Consider the following 16,908-nt stretch of genomic DNA (forward strand, 5'->3'; position numbering starts at 1 on the left):
ACGGCCCATGGACACTGGCGTCTGGCGCCGTAGTCGATAAGGACGGAAGGTCGAGCAGGTCAAACTGCCGGAACTAATCCGCTTCGTCAACGACAGAATTAGGAGACTTAATGGCCGGAAAACCGCCGGCCAACCACCTGACTGGAGATGTGACATGCCCTATTGGGAGACCCTCACCGACCGCTCACTCTGGCTGCAACTGGGCCTTCTGGTTGCCGTCACCCTCATCACCTACCTGCTGTTGTCGGTTGCGCTGCGGGTAGTGAGCCGACAGTTGGCACAGCGCAACAAGACGAGCCACTCCCGCTTCTTCCACTTCGCTTCGGAGTTGCTGCGTACCACCAGCCAATTGCTGATCTTCGCCTTCGCCCTGATGATCGGTCTCAAGACGGTGGAGCTGTCACCCCGCTGGGAATCGGCCATGTCCCATGGCTGGTTCATCGTCCTCGCCTTCCAGATCGCGCTCTGGCTGGACAACGCCGTCAGGCTCTGGACCGATAGTCTGACCCGCGATGGCAAGGCGCGCAATCCGGTCACCACGACGCTGCTGGGCATCATCATGCGGATCGTGATCTGGACCATGATGTTGCTGTCGATCCTGGCCAACCTGGGTGTAGATATCACTGCGATGGTTGCGAGTCTGGGGGTGGGCGGTATCGCCATCGCCCTCGCGGTGCAGACGCTGCTCAGCGACATGTTCGCGTCCATGTCCATCGGCATTGACAAGCCGTTCGAAATCGGTGACTTCGTGGTATTCGGCGAGGTGGCCGGCAACATCGAGCACATCGGCCTGAAAACCACCCGCATTCGCGCCTTGAGCGGTGAGCAGATCGTGATCGCCAACGCGGACCTGCTCAGCCAGATAGTGCATAACTACAAGCGCATGAATACCCGCCGCATCGTCTTCACCTTCGGCATCAGCTACCACACCCCCGCCGACAAGGTTCGCGAGGTGGGAGCGCAGGTCAAACGCATCATCGAAGGCGTAGAACAAACCAAGTTCGACCGCGCACACTTTTTCGCCTTCAATGAACACCAGCTGACTTTCGAGGTGGTGCATATCGTCCAGACGGCTGACTACAACCAGTACATGGACATCCAGCAGGAAATCAACCTGCAGCTGCTGCAGGCCCTGCGGGATATGGACGTGGCCTTTGCCTTCCCCATCCGTCAGGTGGAATTCATCGGCGGCGACCTGCCGGAAGTGAAGGTCGCCGGCATGCCGGAAAAAACCGCGGCGGCCAATGGCTCGCCCTACGGCGGTGTTTCCTGATACCCGCTCGACGTAACCCGCGGGATCGGGCAGCATGTGCGCGATTCCGCCTACTGGAGATACCATGAGCACCCTTCGTATGCTGCTGCCCGCCGCTCTGGCGTGCACCCTGTTGGTCGCTGGCTGCGCCAGCACCGGCCCGAGTGTGAACCCCGAAGCGCTTACCGGCCACACCTGGACACTGGTCGAAGCGACCGATGCCGATGGTCGACTGGACACCGCCCTGACCGGCGGCGAACGCCCGCCCATCGAGTTGAGCTTCCATTCCGATCGCCTGGGCGTACGCAACGCCTGCAACGGCATGGGCGGCGATTACCAACTCAAGGGCGACACGCTGGAGATCGGCAACCTGATGCAGACCATGATGGCCTGTGAACCCGCCTTGATGGCCAGGGAGGATGCCATCAAGCAGCGCCTGCAACAGCCGCTACAGCTGCAGTTTGACGAGGCTGGCAACCGGTTGACCCTGCGCAACGGTGCCGGGATCATGACCTTCCAGCCAGCAGCCGCGCAGCCGGCCCCCTGACCCCTCCGGCAGGCCTAGGCCTGCCGACCACTCGTCCTGCAGCCTGAACTCAGCGCATCGCCTCCCATCACATTAATGAACGCCATAGTTATGGCTGATTCACCATCGATGGAGGACTCATGATCAGATTGCGTAACCTCACCTACGGGCTGCTGGCGTTCGGCGCTGCAGCCGCCCTCTACCGCAAGTACACCGACACCCAGCATGCCGCGCCCGCTCGTTTTATCGACGAGGCCATGCTGCAGAGTCTGGGGGAGATCGAGGCGGCCCGGCTCGCACGGGAGCGAACCAACAATGAGCAGGTCAGAATCTTCGCCCGGCAGATGATCGACGACCATACCGCGCTCAATGGCGAACTCGAACGCCTGGCCAGTAACGGTGGCTATCAGATCGCCGGGGCGGGCAGCCTCACCGCCAAAGCCCGCGAGACCCTGGCCAACCTCAAGTCATCACGGTCGTTCGATCGCGCCTACGCCGAACACCAGATCACCAGCCATCGCCAGGCCATCGACCTGTACCGCCGCGGCACCCGCCTGGATGATTTCGACATCGGCAATTTCTCCCGGACCACCCTGGACAAGATGCAGCATCACCTGGTGATGGCCGAGCAACTGGCGGAAGCGGTCAACTCCGGTCTGGCTCCGGCCACCCCGGCCGATGCGGCAGCCACTGCGGAAGTGGACGCGAACGAGGCCGGCCTGAGCAGCGGCAGTCCGCAACAGAATCGCGGCAACGCCACCAACCCACACCATTGATGCAAGGGGGCAACCATGACGCAGACTCCGAAGAAACCCGCCGGCCTGGCCGTATACCTGAACTTCTCCGGCAACTGCCGGGAAGCACTGCAATACTATGCCCAGGAGCTGGGTGGCACCCTGGGCGAGATCCACAGCTACCGTGACGCCCCGGAGGGCACTGGCGTACCCGATGAGTGGCTGGATCAGGTCATGCATGGCGAGGTCACCGTGGCCAACCAGGTCATCATGGGTTCGGACGCCCCGCCCGGCTCTTACGAACCATCACAGGGCATGTTCATCCAGCTCTACTACGATGATGTGCTGACCGCTGAGCAGGCCTACAACCGGCTATCCGATGGCGGCACCACGCGCATGCCGTTTGGCCCGAGCTTCTGGGCCAAGGGCTTTGGCATGTTGACCGACCGCTTCGGCATCGGCTGGGTCATTACCAGCTGCTACATCGAAGCGAAAGACTGGGGTTAACCAAGGGGCGCGCCGGTTCAGACCCGGCGCACCGTTGCCAGCAAGCCGGCGGCAACTCCGAACATGACCGCGAAACTGCGGTTGAGCATGCGCTGCTGGCGCGGTGAGTTCAGCAAGCGCAGCGCCCGCGCCGCCAGGCCGGTGTATCCCGCCATCACCACCAGATCCACTGTTACCATGGTCGCGGTCAATATGAGGTATTGCGGTAGCAGGGGCCGGGCGGGATCGATGAACTGGGGCAGCACCGCGAGAATGAAGATGATCGCCTTGGGGTTGCTGAAGTTGATGACAAAGCCGCGCAGCACCAGACTCAAGGGCCGCCCGATCGGCCGGTGATCCAGCGCCATCACCTGGGGCGGCGCCCACCACTGCCGGACCGCCAGATACAGCAGGTAGGCCACGCCGAACCACTTGATCAGCGCAAAGGCCAATGCCGAAGTGGCCAACAGCGCTCCCACCCCCGCCGCCACTATGATGATCTGCAATACCAGCGCCAACTGCAGCCCCAACGCATTCCAATAACCCCTGGCAAAGCCGTAGTTCATGCCACTGGCCATGGACGCCACCGCCCCGGCGCCCGGTGACAGGCTGATGATCCAGCACGCAAGAAAATAGGCCAGCCAGATGTCGAGGTTCATGGGAGGTTCCGGTCGAAAGAAGCGACGGATTCTAGCAGGGTTGCAAGGGGATGGTGACGAAGCCCCAAAACTGTATAAAAAACCAGTATACTGTCGACCGTCCGCGGCAGCGCTGCCGCCGACCCAACGAATCATCTTCAAGCCAGGGGTAAACAATGGCCGTTGAAATAGTCTACCGAAGCAGCAGAGACCCGGAGCGCCTGTTCATGGATAAAGCCGAAGCCGACCGTCACGACAAGATGCTAGAGCTGGCCGAGCTGCTGAGCGAGGTCCTGCGCCAGGCGGTACCGTCACTTACCGAAGCGCAGTCGGAAGAAGCAGGCATCTACATGGCCAGGCACCGCGAACTGTTCGCCAAGGCCTTCAAGAGTTCGCCCGATGCCCTGGCGCCGCTGTTGGAAGAGGAGCCGGCCTGAAGCCGGTTGCACCCTCAACAACAGCCTTGCGTAAAACCGGGTAAAAGCGTCTTTACAAAACGCCCCTCCGCTCCGCCATGCCCTATGCTCGGTCTCGTGTGGGCAGGCTTTATGCCGAAGCGGCCGAGCAAGGCTTTCGTAAAAGGAAGTTTCTTGCCGGAATTTCGGGCATCGGCGCTGCTCTAAGCATTATCAGCGCGAGGGTACCCGTCATGAAATTACGCCACCTGTTTGTCAGCATCTGCGCCGCAGCGGCGTTGCTGGGCTCCTTGGCCCAGGCCGCGCCGGGACCCTTTGCACCCGGGAAATCCCAGGATCACCGCCGGAGCTTCCAGCACCATCAGCAACAGCGGGATCATCACCGTGACCAGATGTTGCGCCGGGACCACAATCGCCATGGCCAGCAGCACCCGGGTTCGGGCTACCGGCCCCGTGACCATGCGCTGCCCCCCGGGCATCGGCAGATCTATCAGCAACGACACCAGTACCGCGCACCCGACCGGGACCAACTGCGCCGCCAGATATATCAGCAGCGCCATAATATGGGCCGCGGTCCGGGCAGGCCACCCCGCTCCCATCTGATCATCGGCCGGCCGATCCCCCATGGTTGGAGCCAGCGGGTGCCGCATCAACACGTTCGCCACCTGCCACAGTATCCGGGCTACGAATGGCATCGGGCAGGCAGTGACCTGGTGCTGGTCGCAGTCACTACCGGCCTGATCTACACCGTCGTGGAAAATGTCCTGAACTGAGCCAGCGGCGACCCGCCGCTCTTGCGGTGTGCTGGGGCTGCCCCTACCATCTGGCGGTTCCCTTCGCCCCTGGATGCCCATGAAAGCCCCAGCCAAACGTCCGGCCTTCCTGTTGTTCTTTCCCCTCGCCGCCCTGCTGGCTGCGCTGACCGTACCGCTGTCGGTCTGGGCGGTGTTGTCGGGCAGCGGCTGGCCGCCCGGTTTGCTCGGCAGTGGCCATGGGCATGAAATGGTCTTCGGCTTCGCCCTGGCCTTGATTGCGGGGTATACCCTGGGCAATCAGCCGCAGTCGGTGCTGTATCCCCTGGTGGGCCTCTGGCTGGCGGCCCGCCTGGCCTGGATGCTGATACCCGACAGCTGGCTCGCCCTGCTGCTCTCGCCGGCCTTCGCCCTGCTGCTGGCCTGGCATGTGGTGCCCCGCTTCAACGCCGCGAAGAAGTGGCGCAACCGGATTACCGGCCCGCTGATACTGACCGTCTGCCTGCTGCCCTTGGCGTGGCTGGGGCTTCTTGCCGCGTGGCGCTACTGGCCGGACCTGGCGCGCGGCCTCGAGTTCAGCGCCGGCCGCCTGTTGCATGCCGGGGTGCTCTGCCTGTTACTGCTGATGATGTTCATGGGCGGGCGCATCATTGCGCCGGCAGCGACCGTCACCCTGGAGCGCAAGGGGATCGAGCCCAGGGCCCGCCTGCAGCCGCATATGGAATCGGCCCTGATCATACTGCTGGGCCTGGCTATCCTGCCGTTGTTGTTACCGGGAGTGGATAGCAGCCTGGCTTATCGCTGGTCCGGCCTCTGCCTGCTGGCAGCGGCCGGTGTGCTGGCGGTACGCTGCTGGCGCTGGGAGTTGTGGCGCTGCATTGAGCGCCCTGACCTGCTGGCCTTCGGTATCGGCTACGCCTGGCTGGCCGTCGGTAGCCTGCTCTGCGGTGTTGCCTTCCTCGGCCAACACGCCGCTGCCCCGGCCCTGCATCTGATCACCATTGGCGGGTTGGGTACCTTGTCTACCGGGGTCATGTTGCGGCTGTACTTCCAGCGCGCCAGCAAGACGCCACCGGGCACGGGCTGGGTCTGTTGCATCACCACGCTGGTCGCCATCGCGGCGCTGAGCCGCTTTGCCAGCGGCCCCGCTGCGTTCGGCCAGCCAATCCTGCTATGGATCTCCGCGGCCAGCTGGGCGCTGGCCTATATTGCCTTGCTGGCAAAGATGCTTGAGTTGAACCATCGGCTGCGCTAGCGCCCGTTAACGGGCGGTGCCAGGGCTATCGGCGCGGGTCCAGGTGGAGGTCCGGCCAAAGATCGGCGCCCCGACAAAACCACGCAGCTTGAGCACATCGGCGCCGTCCAGGGTCATCTTGCCCTGATAGGTCTTGCCGCTTTCCGGGTCGTAGACCTTGCCGTTTTCCCAGGTCTTGCCGTCACCGGCGGACTGCATGTCCCAGAGGATGCGCAGGCCTTCCACTGGGCGGTCGCGCAGGCTCTCGTCGGGGTTATGCTGGTCGCGCTTGGGTTGTCCATCGGCGGCCAAGGGCTCGGCCAACCACACCAGTTCGCCACACAGCTTGTCGCCACAGGGGCTGACCTGCACCTGCCCCTGATTGTCTTCGGTATTCCACAGCCCGACCGGCTCGGCCGAAGCTTGCGCACTGAACAACATCCCGGTTACCAAGGCGGATACGCCTAACACTTGTTGCAGACCTTTCATGGATCGATTCCTTTATGTCGAGCGGCCATTCTACGACAGGATAACCAGCCGGTTGGGCAGTTCGTTGCGTTGCTGAGTGGCCGGCACGGCACGCTGCAGCTCCGCTCCGCATGCCTCGATACAACCCAGGAAGCCCTCCAGCGTCTGGCCCTGCCGTACCTTCTGGGTGAAGTCAGCGATGATGGACTGCCAAACGCTATCATCAATACGCTGGGAAATGCCCCGATCCACCATGATTTCCACATAGCGCTCGGCTTCCGAGACGAAAATCAGCATGCCGGTTGCGCCAGAGGTATGGTGCAGCCCAAGCTGCACGAATTGCCGGTGAGCCAGATTACAGGCCCGCCAATGCCGTACCGAGCGCGGGATCAAGCGGGTGGTGAGGCTGGGAATCCGAAATACCATGGCCAGCACGACGAACGTCAGCCACTGGGCCAGCAGCAGTTCACCGCTGCTCCACCAGCCGGTCGCGACCAGCACGATGCCCGGCACCAGCAGGGCCGCTAGCCCCGCCCATAGCAAGGGTATGTAGTGATAATCGTCCGCCCGCGCGGCCAGTACCGTCACCACTTCGGCATCGGTATGCTGCTCGATGCGGTCAATGGCGGCAGCAACCTGTTGCTGTTGATCCTGCGTTAAAAGCGTCATTGTCTTTCCCTTGTCTGCATCACCATCCACCCGAGGCACCGCCGCCACCGAAGCCGCCACCACCCCCGCCGAAGCCGCCGCCCCCCATGCCACCCATGCCGCCACCCCGGCCCATGCCACCAAGCAAGGCGCCCGCCAGCACCGCCCGGCCGAAGCGCCCGCGTCCACCGCGACCGCCGCCAATGAGAAACAGGATGATCATGAAGAAAAACGTCAGCCCGCCGATCAGCGGCGCTGGCGGCCGTTCGCCCACCACCGGGGTGGCGGAGCGCAGCGGGTCACCGCCCAGCACCTGGATCATCGCCTCGGTACCGGCGACGATCCCGCCTTCGAAATCACCGCGCCGAAACGCCGGCGCAAGAATCTGGTTGATGATGATCGATGACTGCGCGTCGGTGAGCCGGTCCTCGAGGCCGTAACCGACCTCGATACGCATGCGGCGGTCATCCCAGGCGACGATCAAAAGCGCGCCATTGTCCTCCCCCTCCTGGCCGATGCCCCAGGTCCGCCCCAATTGAACACCGAATTCCTCGATGGTCCGCCCCTGGAGGTCGGGTACCGTCACCACCACGACCTGCTCGGTGGTTGCCTGTTCATGACCGGCCAGCATCTGGGTGAGCTGTGCTTCCACCGGCGCGCTGAGCAATTCCGCCTGATCAACCACCCGCCCGGTCAACGGCGGGAAGGTGGGCTCGCTCGGCGCCTGCTGGGCCGCCGCTCCCCCAACCCAGAACAGCAGCCCCAGCGTCAGTATCTGCGCGAATTTCATTCGAACTGCACCTGCGGCGCCTGCTCGGCGTTCTCGGTGGTCGCCTCGAAGTTTTCCCGGATCGGCATATCGCTATACAGCACGCTATGCCAGATACGGCCAGGGAAGGTGCGGATCTCGGTGTTGTACTGCTGCACCGCGCTGATGTAATCGCGCCGGGCAACGGCGATGCGGTTTTCCGTGCCTTCGAGTTGCGACTGCAAGGCGAGGAAGTTCTGGTTGGACTTGAGGTCCGGATAGCGCTCTGATACCGCCATCAATCGGCTCAGCGCGCCGGTCAACTGGGCCTGGGCCTGTTCGAAGGCCTGCATCTTGGCTGGATCATCCAGATCATCCACCGAAACCTGGATGGAGGTCGCCCGAGCCCGGGCTTCAACCACGGCGGTCAGCGTTTCCTGCTCCTGGCGCGCGAAACCCTTCACGGTTTCCACCAGGTTGGGGATCAGGTCGGCGCGGCGCTGATACTGGTTCTCCACCTGCGCCCAGGCGGACTTCACCTGTTCATCGTAGCGGGGAATATTGTTGATGCCGCAGCCCACCAACAAGCTGCCCATGAGCACCAGGATCGCTACCTGCCAGATACTGCGGAATGATGTCGGAGCCATGTTCTATCCCATCCATTGACGTTGTATAAGTGACCTTCGGGCGATACGGGAGTTCAGCGTTTGCTACCGTTGCCGCCTGGCTTCACCACCCACTCCGGGTCCTCGAACTCGCCGATCGGGCGAATCTCGCAGAACGGCGCGGCACTCCTGATGATCGCCGCCACCGTCGGGTCATGCTGCCCTTCCATGGCATCCCGTTGCGCCTTGCTGTCCCAGCTGGCGATGGCGATCAGGGTATCGGGATCATCGGTCTTGCGGTGCAGTTCGGTGCCCCGGGCACCCGGCGCGCGCTGGATGATTTCGCTGGCTCGCACCCAGGCATCAGCGTATTCCTCAGCTGTGTGCCCTGCCTTGATATGTACCTCGAAGATGTATTTCATGCCTGCCCCCTTCGCAAACGGGCCGAACCAAACGGCCCCGTAGTCAGTCTAGGCAATAGAACCGGGAACGCACCCCGGTGCAGGCAAGCGGTGGACTTGTCTGCTTTACTGAAGCTACATCACTTTGTGAAGGAGAGAGCAATGAGCTGGATCGTTTCCCTGATTATTGGTGGCATCGTCGGCTGGCTGGCCAGCATCATCATGAAAACCAACGCGCAGATGGGCATCATTGCCAACGTTATCGTCGGCATCATCGGGTCCATGCTCGGCTTCTGGATCGCCGGCATGCTGGGCTTTGCGGAAGGGGGTGCGATCATCCGCTTCATCATTTCCATCGCCGGCGCGGTATTGCTCATCTTCATCCTCAGGGCGCTGGGTTTCTTCAAGAAAGCCTGAGCCCGGGCCGGTAGCGGGTGTAGCGCCTCGGCGCTACGCCTTCGGCCCATCTGATGACCTCCCCCCGCCAAACAGGTACAATTACCGGCTTTGACCTGTCACCCAACAGAAGCCGAGTCCCATGTCCAGCAACGCCGATTCCCGCCAGATCCTCGTCACCAGTGCCCTGCCCTATGCCAACGGTTCGATCCATCTGGGGCACATGCTTGAATACATCCAGACCGACATCTGGGTGCGTTTCCAGAAGCTGCGCGGCAATCAATGCATCTACGTCTGCGCGGACGACGCCCATGGCTCGGCGATCATGTTGCGCGCCGAGAAGGAAGGCATCACCCCCGAACAGCTGATTGCCAACGTCAAGGCAGAGCACACCGCCGACTTCGCGGACTTCCTGGTGGATTTCGATAACTATCATTCCACCCACTCCGAAGAGAACCGTGAACTGTCCGAGCTGATCTACGGCAAGCTCAAGGCGGCCGGGCATATCAACACCCGCTCGGTGACCCAGTACTTCGATCCGGAAAAGGGCATGTTCCTGGCCGACCGTTTTATCAAGGGCACCTGCCCGAAATGCGCGGCCGAGGACCAGTACGGTGATAACTGCGAGAAGTGCGGCGCGACCTACGAGCCCACCGAGCTGAAGGACCCGCGCTCGGCCATCTCGGGCGCCACGCCGGTACTGAAGGAGTCCAAGCACTTCTTCTTCGCCCTGCCCGACTTCCAGGACATGCTCAAGCAGTGGACCCGCAGTGGTACCCTGCAGGACGCCGTGGCCAACAAGATTGCCGAGTGGCTGGAGTCTGGCCTGCAGGAGTGGGACATCAGCCGCGACGCGCCCTACTTCGGCTTCGAGATTCCCGGTGAGCCGGGCAAGTATTTCTACGTCTGGCTGGACGCCCCGGTCGGCTACATGGCCAGCTTCAAGAACCTTTGCGCCCGCCGTCCTGAATTGGATTTCGATGCGTTCTGGGGCAAGGACTCCACCGCCGAGCTGTATCACTTCATCGGCAAGGACATCATCAACTTCCACACCCTGTTCTGGCCGGCCATGCTCGAGGGCGCCGGCTTCCGCAAGCCGACCGCGGTCAACGTGCATGGCTACCTGACGGTCAACGGGCAGAAGATGTCCAAGTCCCGCGGCACCTTCATCAAGGCCCGCACCTACCTGGACCACCTGTCGCCGGAATACCTGCGCTACTACTACGCCGCCAAGCTGGGCCGGGGCGTGGAAGACCTGGACCTGAACCTGGAAGACTTCGTGCAGAAGGTCAACTCCGACCTGGTCGGCAAGGTAGTCAATATCGCCAGCCGCTGCGCAGGCTTCATTCACAAGGGCAACAGTGGCGTGATGGTCGCGGCCAACCCGGCGCCGGAACTGACCGACGCCTTCATCAGCGCCGCCCCGTCCATTGCCGAGGCCTACGAGAAGCGCGACTTCTCCCGCGCCATGCGCGAAATCATGGCCCTGGCCGACAAGGCCAACGCCTGGATCGCCGACATGGCCCCCTGGGCACTGAACAAGCAGGAAGGCAAACAGGATGAGGTGCAAGCAATCTGCTCTTTGGGCATCAACCTGTTCCGCCAGCTGGTCATTCTGCTCAAGCCGGTGCTGCCGACCCTGGCGGCCGACGCTGAGGCCTTCCTGAATGTTGAACCGCTGTGCTGGAACGACCTGGGCACGATGCTGGCGGACCATCAGTTGAACGCGTTCAAGCCGCTGCTCACGCGCATCGAACCTGCCAGAATCGATGCCATGGTGGAATCCTCCAAGGAAGACCTGGCCGCCACGGCCACCGATACCGACACCGCTCCGGCCGGTAATGGCGAGCTGGAAAAGGATCCGCTGGCGGATGAAATCGACTTCAACACCTTTGCCGCGGTGGACCTGCGGGTGGCGCTGATCGAGAAGGCCGAGTTCGTCGAAGGCGCCGATAAACTATTGCGCCTGACCTTGAACATCGGCGACGCCACGCGCAATGTTTTCTCCGGCATCAAGAGCGCCTACCCCGATCCGAGCAAGCTGGAGGGCCGGCTGACGCTGTATGTGGCCAACCTCGCGGCGCGCAAGATGAAGTTCGGCGTATCCGAAGGGATGGTGCTGGCTGCGGGGCCGGGTGGCGAGGAAATCTACCTGCTGAGCCCGGATCAAGGGGCCAAGCCGGGGCAGCGAGTGCGCTGATCCGGTTGGGGAAAGGGGGGATTTGCGTGCCCCCCAACCACCAACGAGACCACCCATGACTGAATTTCTCCTGATTCTGCTCAGCACCGTCCTGGTGAACAATTTCGTGCTGGTGCAGTTTCTCGGGCTGTGTCCGTTCATGGGCGTGTCCGGCAAGCTGGAAACGGCCATCGGCATGTCGATGGCCACTACCTTCGTGCTGACCCTGGCCTCGATCCTCAGCTACCTGACGTACCAGTACATCCTGCTGCCCTTCGAGCTGGAGTTTCTGCGCACCATTTCCTTCATCTTGGTGATCGCCGTGGTGGTCCAGTTCACCGAAATGGTCGTGCACAAGACCAGCCCCCTGCTGTACCGCGTGCTGGGCATCTTCCTACCGCTGATCACTACCAACTGCGCGGTGCTGGGCGTAGCGCTGCTGATCACCAATCGAGCCGAGCAGACTTTCCTCAAGGCGGCCACCTACGGTCTCGGAGCGGCGCTGGGGTTTTCCATGGTGCTGATCCTGTTTGCCGGCCTGCGTGAACGGCTGGCCATCGCTGACGTCCCTGCCCCCTTCCGTGGCGCTGCCATCGGCATGATCACTGCCGGACTCATGTCCCTGGCGTTCATGGGCTTTACCGGGCTGATCAGGATCTGAGCATGTCGATCGTTGTCACTGCAGTGCTCATTCTGCTGGTACTGGCGTCGATCTTCGGCGCGCTGCTGGGCTATGCGGCGATCCGCTTTCGGGTCGAGGGCGATCCCATCGTCGAGCAGATCAACGCCCTGCTGCCCCAGACCCAGTGCGGCCAATGCGGCCACCCGGGCTGCAAGCCCTACGCCGAGGCGATCGCCAATGGCGAGCCAATCAACAAATGCCCGCCGGGCGGCGAAACCACCATCCAGGCGCTGGCCGATCTGCTGGATGTGGAAGTGCTGCCCCTGGATGGCGAGCATGGCGAGGAGAAGCCGCGCACGGTCGCCTTTATCCGCGAGGCCGAATGTATTGGCTGTACCAAGTGCATCCAGGCCTGCCCGGTGGACGCCATACTAGGGGCGGCCAAGCACATGCATACCGTCATCATCGATGAATGCACCGGCTGTGACCTGTGCGTGGAGCCCTGTCCGGTGGATTGCATAGACATGATCCCCGTCCCCGTTACACCGCAGAACTGGGCCTGGGATTTGCCGCGCCCGGCCTATCAACTGCTTGCCACCGACTCCCCGCGAGGCGCTCGCTGATGTCTGCACAGCCCCGCATCTGGGATATTCCCGGCGGCATCCACCCGCCCGACAACAAGGCCCAATCCACTGGCCGCGGGCTGGAGCAGATGCCGCTGCCAGCCAGGCTGGTGTTGCCGTTGTTGCAACATATCGGCAACCGGGCGGTACCGCTGGTGCAGGTCGGCGAGCGGGTGCTCAAGGGCCAGTTGATCGCCGAGGCCAATGGTCCGCTCAGCTGTCCGCTGCACGCACCTACTTCCGGAACCATCAGCGCCATTGCACCTGCGCCCTACCCCCATGCCTCGGGTCTAGCCGAACCGGCCATCATTCTGGAATGCGATGGACAAGAGGAATGGACGGCGCTGGAATCAATGGCCGACTACCGCGCCAGGGAGCCCCTCGAACTGCTCGACCATATCCGCGGCGCCGGCATCAGCGGGCTGGGCGGTGCCGGCTTTCCGACCGCGGTCAAGCTGGCCTCACGCCCGGACCACCAGATCGACACCCTGATCATCAATGGTAGCGAGTGCGAACCCTACATCACCGCCGACGACACGGCCATGCGCTACCGCGCGCCGCAGATCATCGCCGGTATTGAAGTGTTCATGCATATCCTCAAGCCAGAGCAGGTGCTGATCGGGATCGAGGATAACAAGCCGGAAGCGATCCAGGCCATGCGTGAGGCGGTGGGCGGACGCCCGATGCAGGTCGTGGTGATTCCCACCAAATACCCGTCCGGTGGCGAAAAACAGCTGATCCAGATCCTCACCGGCAAGGAGGTGCCCAGCGGCGGGCTGCCCGCCGACCTGGGCATACTCTGCCAGAACATCGGCACGACCCTGGCAGTGCATGATGCGGTAGTACTCGGCCGCCCGCTGATCAGCCGCATCACTACCCTGACCGGCGCCGCGCTGGAGCGCCCGACCAATGTCGAGGCGCTGATCGGCACGCCGATAGCGGACCTGCTGGCCTTCGCTGGGCTGCGCCAGGAGCGACTCCAGCGCCTGGTCCTGGGTGGCCCGATGATGGGCTTCACCCTGCCCGACAGCAGTGCGCCTATCATCAAGACCAGCAACTGCGTGCTGGCCGGCACCAGCGAAGAACTGCCCCCGCCGCCCCCAGCGCTGCCCTGTATCCGCTGCGGCCTGTGCGCCGAAGCCTGTCCGGCGCAATTGCTGCCCCAGCAGCTGCACTGGTTCGCCATGGGCAAGGATTACGAACAGCTGCAGCGCCAGAATCTGTTCGACTGCATTGAATGCGGCGCCTGCGCCTACGTCTGCCCCAGCAGCATTCCACTGATACAGTACTTCCGCGCCGGCAAGGCGGAGATCCGCACCATCGAGCTGCAGCACAGCCGGGCCGAACACGCCCGGCAGCGCTTCGAACAACGCCAGGAGCGCCTGCAACGCGAAGCCGAACAGCGGGAGCTGGAGCGCCAGGCCCGGGCCGAGAAGGCCGCCCGCGCCAAGGCTGCCCGGGAAGCCCAGGCCGCCCAACCGCAAACCGCAACAGCTGAACCCGGCCCAGTGGCTAAGCCCGCCACGCCGGATCTGGCCCGTATCCAGACTGCCAAGGCCCAGCTCAGCCCCGAGCACAAACAACTGAAGGTGGCTGCAGCCGCTGCGCGCATGGCACTGCAGAAGGCGCGTAAACAGCTGCAGGCCAACCCGGACAATGCTGCCCTGCAGGCGCAGATCCCCAAGCTGGAGCAGGCGTTTGAACAGGCCCAGCAAGCCTTCGATGAGCACGTCGCCAAGGAGACGCCCTGATGGTCGCCATCAGCTCGCCCCACGCCCGGGGCAGCAACCGCACCCGCACCATCATGCTCCAGGTGCTGGGCGCGACCCTGCCCGGCGTTACCCTGATGACCTGGTTCTTCGGCTGGGGCACGCTGATCAATATCCTGCTGGCCGGCAGCTGCGCACTGGCGGTGGAAGCCGCCATCCTGCGCCTGCGCCAGCGACCGGTCGGCTTTTATCTCAACGACGGCAGCGCCCTGGTCACCGCCTGGCTGCTGGCGCTCGCCTTGCCGCCCTATGCACCCTGGTGGCTGGTGCTGGTCGCCACCAGCTTTGCCATTGTTTTCGGCAAGCACCTGTATGGCGGCCTCGGGCAGAATCCCTTCAACCCGGCCATGCTCGGCTATGCCATGGTGCTGGTGTCCTTCCCGCTGGAAATGACCAGTTGGCCGGTGTGGCGCGGCATCGAGGACCTGCAGCCGGCATTTACCCCCACCCTGGGCCTGCTGGAAGGATTGCAGCGCGTATTCGCCCCCGGCAGCCTGCCGGCGGACGGCTGGAGCAGCGCCACCGTGCTGGATCTGCTGAAAAACAACACGGCGCTGACCATGGCCGAGCTGCAGCAAGCGCAACCGGCCTTCGGCGGCCTGGCCGGCCGCGCCTGGGAGTGGGTCGCCCTCGCCTACCTCGCCGGCGGCCTGTACCTGCTATACCAGCGTATCTACAGCTGGCACGCCCCGGTGGGCATGCTCGGCGCCCTGGCGGTGATGAGCCTGCTGTTCTGGAACGGTTCCGGCTCGGGTTCCAACGGCTCACCGCTGTTCCATCTGCTCGGCGGCGCGACCGTGCTCGGGGCCTTCTTCATTGCCACGGACCCGGTCACCAGCGCCACCAGCAACCGCGGCCGACTGGTGTTCGGCATCGGCATCGGTATCCTGGTCTACGCCATCCGGGTGTGGGGCAACTACCCCGATGCCGTGGCCTTTGCCGTGCTGCTGATGAATCTCTGCGCGCCCACCATCGATTACTACACCACCCCACGCACCTATGGCCATCGCAAGGCCAAGCGCGGCGTGGGCAAGGGAGCGGAATGACATGGACCCGGTGACCACGCCCAGCCGCTCGGTACTACGCAACAGTCTGATCCTCGGCCTGTTCGCCATTTTCACCGTGGGGCTGATCGCTATTACCCAACAGGGCACCGCCCAGCGGATCATTGCCGAACAGCAACGCATGCAGATGCGCGCCCTCAACGAGATCCTGCCCGACGACCAGCATGACAACGACCTGCTGAATGACAGCTTTACGGTCGATGACAGGAAATACCTGGGCTTGCCCGCCCCCGCTACCGCCTGGCGTGGGCGCAACGCCGGCAAGGTCAGCGCGGTGATCCTGCCGGTGGTCACCATGGACGGCTACAGTGGGCGCATCGATCTACTGGTAGGTATCCGCGCCAACGGCGAGCTGGCTGGCGTGCGGGTGGTCAACCATCGGGAGACCCCGGGCCTGGGCGACAAGCTGGAGCTGGCCAAGGCCGACTGGATTCTTGATTTCAACGGTAAAAGCCTGGCCATACCCGCCCCCGAGCGCTGGGCGGTCCGCAAGGATGGCGGCGACTTCGACCAGTTCACCGGCGCTACCATCACTCCCCGCGCGGTGGTACAGGCGGTACACAGGGCGCTCATCTATTTCAGCGAGCACCGTGAGGTCCTGCTGCAACTGACGCCAGAGGAGCTTGCCCGTGGCTGAGAAGAAACTCTCCAAACTGACCGCCGATGGCCTGTGGCATAACAACCCCGGCCTGGTACAACTGCTTGGCTTGTGCCCCCTGCTGGGCGTCAGCAGTACCACGGTCAACGCCCTGGGGCTGGGCATCGCCACCATGCTGGTACTGGTCAGCTCCAACGTCGCCGTGTCGCTGATCCGTAGCGCTGTGACCGATGCCGTGCGCCTGCCCGCCTTCGTCATGATCATCGCCGCGGTCACTACCTGTATCGAACTGCTGATGCAGGCCTATACCTACGAGCTGTTCCTGATCCTCGGCATCTTCATTCCGCTGATCGTGACCAACTGCGTCATCCTCGGGCGCGCCGACGGTTTTGCTGCAAGGAACCCGGTGCTGCCCGCCGCCGTCGACGGCTTCATGATGGGGTTGGGCTTCGCACTGGTGTTGCTCGTCCTGGGGATGCTGCGGGAATTGGTCGGTCAGGGCACGCTGTTCGCCGACATGCACCTGCTGCTTGGACCTATCGCCGCCGACTGGACCTGGGTGGTCTTCACCAATTACAAGGAGGTGCTGCTGGTCGTCCTGCCCCCCGGCGCCTTCCTGGTCATGGGGCTGCTTATCGCCCTGAAGAATGTCATCGACGCGCATATCAAGGCCCGCGCCGCCCTGCGCAGCAGCGCCCCGGCGGCCAGCGGCAGCAAGCGTGTGCGGGTTACCGGAACCATCAACTGAT

Annotated in this window: 21 protein-coding genes; 15 read left to right on the forward strand and 6 right to left on the reverse strand. The window is 63.3% G+C overall.

The annotated features are described in order from the left end of the window. Positions 1-154 precede the first annotated feature (154 nt). From VG99_RS01745 to VG99_RS01760, 4 genes are all read left to right on the forward strand, one after another. On the forward strand, positions 155-1,273 hold the full coding sequence (locus VG99_RS01745; RefSeq protein WP_044498021.1) for a mechanosensitive ion channel family protein: 1,119 nt from the start codon (positions 155-157) through the stop codon (positions 1,271-1,273). A gap of 64 nt (positions 1,274-1,337) precedes the next feature. Further along, positions 1,338-1,799, forward strand: coding sequence for an META domain-containing protein (locus VG99_RS15435; protein ID WP_052508654.1), 462 nt, complete (start codon positions 1,338-1,340; stop codon positions 1,797-1,799). 119 nt (positions 1,800-1,918) lie between these two features. Beyond that, on the forward strand, positions 1,919-2,554 hold the full coding sequence (locus VG99_RS01755) for a DUF4142 domain-containing protein (protein ID WP_052508655.1): 636 nt from the start codon (positions 1,919-1,921) through the stop codon (positions 2,552-2,554). A gap of 15 nt (positions 2,555-2,569) precedes the next feature. Further along, positions 2,570-3,019, forward strand: a complete 450-nt coding sequence (locus VG99_RS01760) for a VOC family protein (RefSeq protein WP_044498023.1) — start codon at positions 2,570-2,572, stop codon at positions 3,017-3,019. 17 nt (positions 3,020-3,036) lie between these two features. Here VG99_RS01760 and VG99_RS01765 read toward each other — a convergent pair whose 3' ends face one another. Next, positions 3,037-3,657, reverse strand: a complete 621-nt coding sequence (locus tag VG99_RS01765; protein WP_044498024.1) for a LysE family transporter — start codon at positions 3,655-3,657, stop codon at positions 3,037-3,039. A 155-nt stretch (positions 3,658-3,812) separates the two neighbouring features. On the opposite strand from VG99_RS01765, the gene VG99_RS01770 reads away from it, so the two are divergent. The 3 genes from VG99_RS01770 to VG99_RS01785 all read left to right on the forward strand — a co-directional run bounded on the left by VG99_RS01770 (position 3,813) and on the right by VG99_RS01785 (position 6,059). Continuing rightward, positions 3,813-4,073 (forward strand): YebG family protein, encoded by a 261-nt coding sequence (locus VG99_RS01770; RefSeq protein ID WP_044498025.1) that lies wholly within the window; start codon positions 3,813-3,815, stop codon positions 4,071-4,073. A gap of 212 nt (positions 4,074-4,285) precedes the next feature. Then, positions 4,286-4,825 carry an RcnB family protein gene (locus tag VG99_RS15900; RefSeq protein ID WP_158023869.1) on the forward strand — a complete coding sequence of 180 codons (540 nt, stop codon included), beginning with the start codon at positions 4,286-4,288 and terminating at the stop codon, positions 4,823-4,825. 79 nt (positions 4,826-4,904) lie between these two features. After that, the gene (locus VG99_RS01785; RefSeq protein ID WP_052508657.1) at positions 4,905-6,059 is read left to right on the forward strand and encodes an NnrS family protein; all 1,155 of its coding nucleotides are present in this window, start codon (positions 4,905-4,907) and stop codon (positions 6,057-6,059) included. Positions 6,060-6,065: 6 nt separating this feature from the next. Here VG99_RS01785 and VG99_RS01790 read toward each other — a convergent pair whose 3' ends face one another. The 5 genes from VG99_RS01790 to VG99_RS01810 are packed head-to-tail and all read right to left on the reverse strand — an operon-like array spanning position 6,066 to position 8,929. Further along, a complete protein-coding gene (locus VG99_RS01790; RefSeq protein ID WP_052508658.1) occupies positions 6,066-6,527 on the reverse strand; it encodes a DUF2147 domain-containing protein in 462 nt (153 codons plus the stop codon). A gap of 30 nt (positions 6,528-6,557) precedes the next feature. Further along, the gene (locus tag VG99_RS01795; RefSeq protein ID WP_044498028.1) at positions 6,558-7,175 is read right to left on the reverse strand and encodes a TPM domain-containing protein; all 618 of its coding nucleotides are present in this window, start codon (positions 7,173-7,175) and stop codon (positions 6,558-6,560) included. Positions 7,176-7,194: 19 nt separating this feature from the next. Next, complete coding sequence (locus tag VG99_RS01800) at positions 7,195-7,944, reverse strand: TPM domain-containing protein (protein ID WP_044498030.1); 750 nt, start codon at positions 7,942-7,944, stop codon at positions 7,195-7,197. Next, positions 7,941-8,549, reverse strand: a complete 609-nt coding sequence (locus VG99_RS01805) for a LemA family protein (RefSeq protein ID WP_044498031.1) — start codon at positions 8,547-8,549, stop codon at positions 7,941-7,943. Before VG99_RS01805 ends, VG99_RS01800 begins: the two co-directional genes overlap by 4 nt. Positions 8,550-8,602: 53 nt before the next feature. After that, positions 8,603-8,929: an antibiotic biosynthesis monooxygenase family protein gene (locus VG99_RS01810; RefSeq protein WP_044498034.1), complete on the reverse strand. Its 327-nt coding sequence runs from the start codon at positions 8,927-8,929 to the stop codon at positions 8,603-8,605. A gap of 141 nt (positions 8,930-9,070) precedes the next feature. Here VG99_RS01810 and VG99_RS01815 point away from each other — a divergent pair, with 141 nt between their 5' ends. The 8 genes from VG99_RS01815 to VG99_RS01850 all read left to right on the forward strand — a co-directional run bounded on the left by VG99_RS01815 (position 9,071) and on the right by VG99_RS01850 (position 16,907). Further along, positions 9,071-9,325: a GlsB/YeaQ/YmgE family stress response membrane protein gene (locus VG99_RS01815; protein WP_044498035.1), complete on the forward strand. Its 255-nt coding sequence runs from the start codon at positions 9,071-9,073 to the stop codon at positions 9,323-9,325. 121 nt (positions 9,326-9,446) lie between these two features. After that, on the forward strand, positions 9,447-11,504 hold the full coding sequence (metG, locus tag VG99_RS01820) for a methionine--tRNA ligase (protein WP_044498036.1): 2,058 nt from the start codon (positions 9,447-9,449) through the stop codon (positions 11,502-11,504). A gap of 55 nt (positions 11,505-11,559) precedes the next feature. Further along, complete coding sequence (gene rsxA, locus VG99_RS01825; RefSeq protein ID WP_044498037.1) at positions 11,560-12,144, forward strand: electron transport complex subunit RsxA; 585 nt, start codon at positions 11,560-11,562, stop codon at positions 12,142-12,144. A 2-nt stretch (positions 12,145-12,146) separates the two neighbouring features. Then, the gene (gene rsxB, locus VG99_RS01830; RefSeq protein ID WP_044498042.1) at positions 12,147-12,728 is read left to right on the forward strand and encodes an electron transport complex subunit RsxB; all 582 of its coding nucleotides are present in this window, start codon (positions 12,147-12,149) and stop codon (positions 12,726-12,728) included. Further along, positions 12,728-14,479: an electron transport complex subunit RsxC gene (gene rsxC, locus VG99_RS01835; protein WP_052508659.1), complete on the forward strand. Its 1,752-nt coding sequence runs from the start codon at positions 12,728-12,730 to the stop codon at positions 14,477-14,479. Before rsxB ends, rsxC begins: the two co-directional genes overlap by 1 nt. Then, a complete protein-coding gene (gene rsxD / locus VG99_RS01840; protein WP_044498044.1) occupies positions 14,479-15,543 on the forward strand; it encodes an electron transport complex subunit RsxD in 1,065 nt (354 codons plus the stop codon). The genes rsxC and rsxD overlap by 1 nt, the downstream gene beginning before the upstream one ends. Before the next feature lies 1 nt (position 15,544). Next, a complete protein-coding gene (gene rsxG, locus VG99_RS01845) occupies positions 15,545-16,198 on the forward strand; it encodes an electron transport complex subunit RsxG (protein WP_044498046.1) in 654 nt (217 codons plus the stop codon). After that, on the forward strand, positions 16,191-16,907 hold the full coding sequence (locus tag VG99_RS01850) for an electron transport complex subunit E (RefSeq protein WP_044498047.1): 717 nt from the start codon (positions 16,191-16,193) through the stop codon (positions 16,905-16,907). Before rsxG ends, VG99_RS01850 begins: the two co-directional genes overlap by 8 nt. The last annotated feature ends 1 nt before the right edge of the window (position 16,908 follow it).

Origin of the sequence: Pseudomonas saudimassiliensis (assembly GCF_000939975.1) — a bacterium.
GTDB classification, from domain to species: Bacteria; Pseudomonadota; Gammaproteobacteria; order Pseudomonadales; family Pseudomonadaceae; genus Halopseudomonas; species Halopseudomonas saudimassiliensis.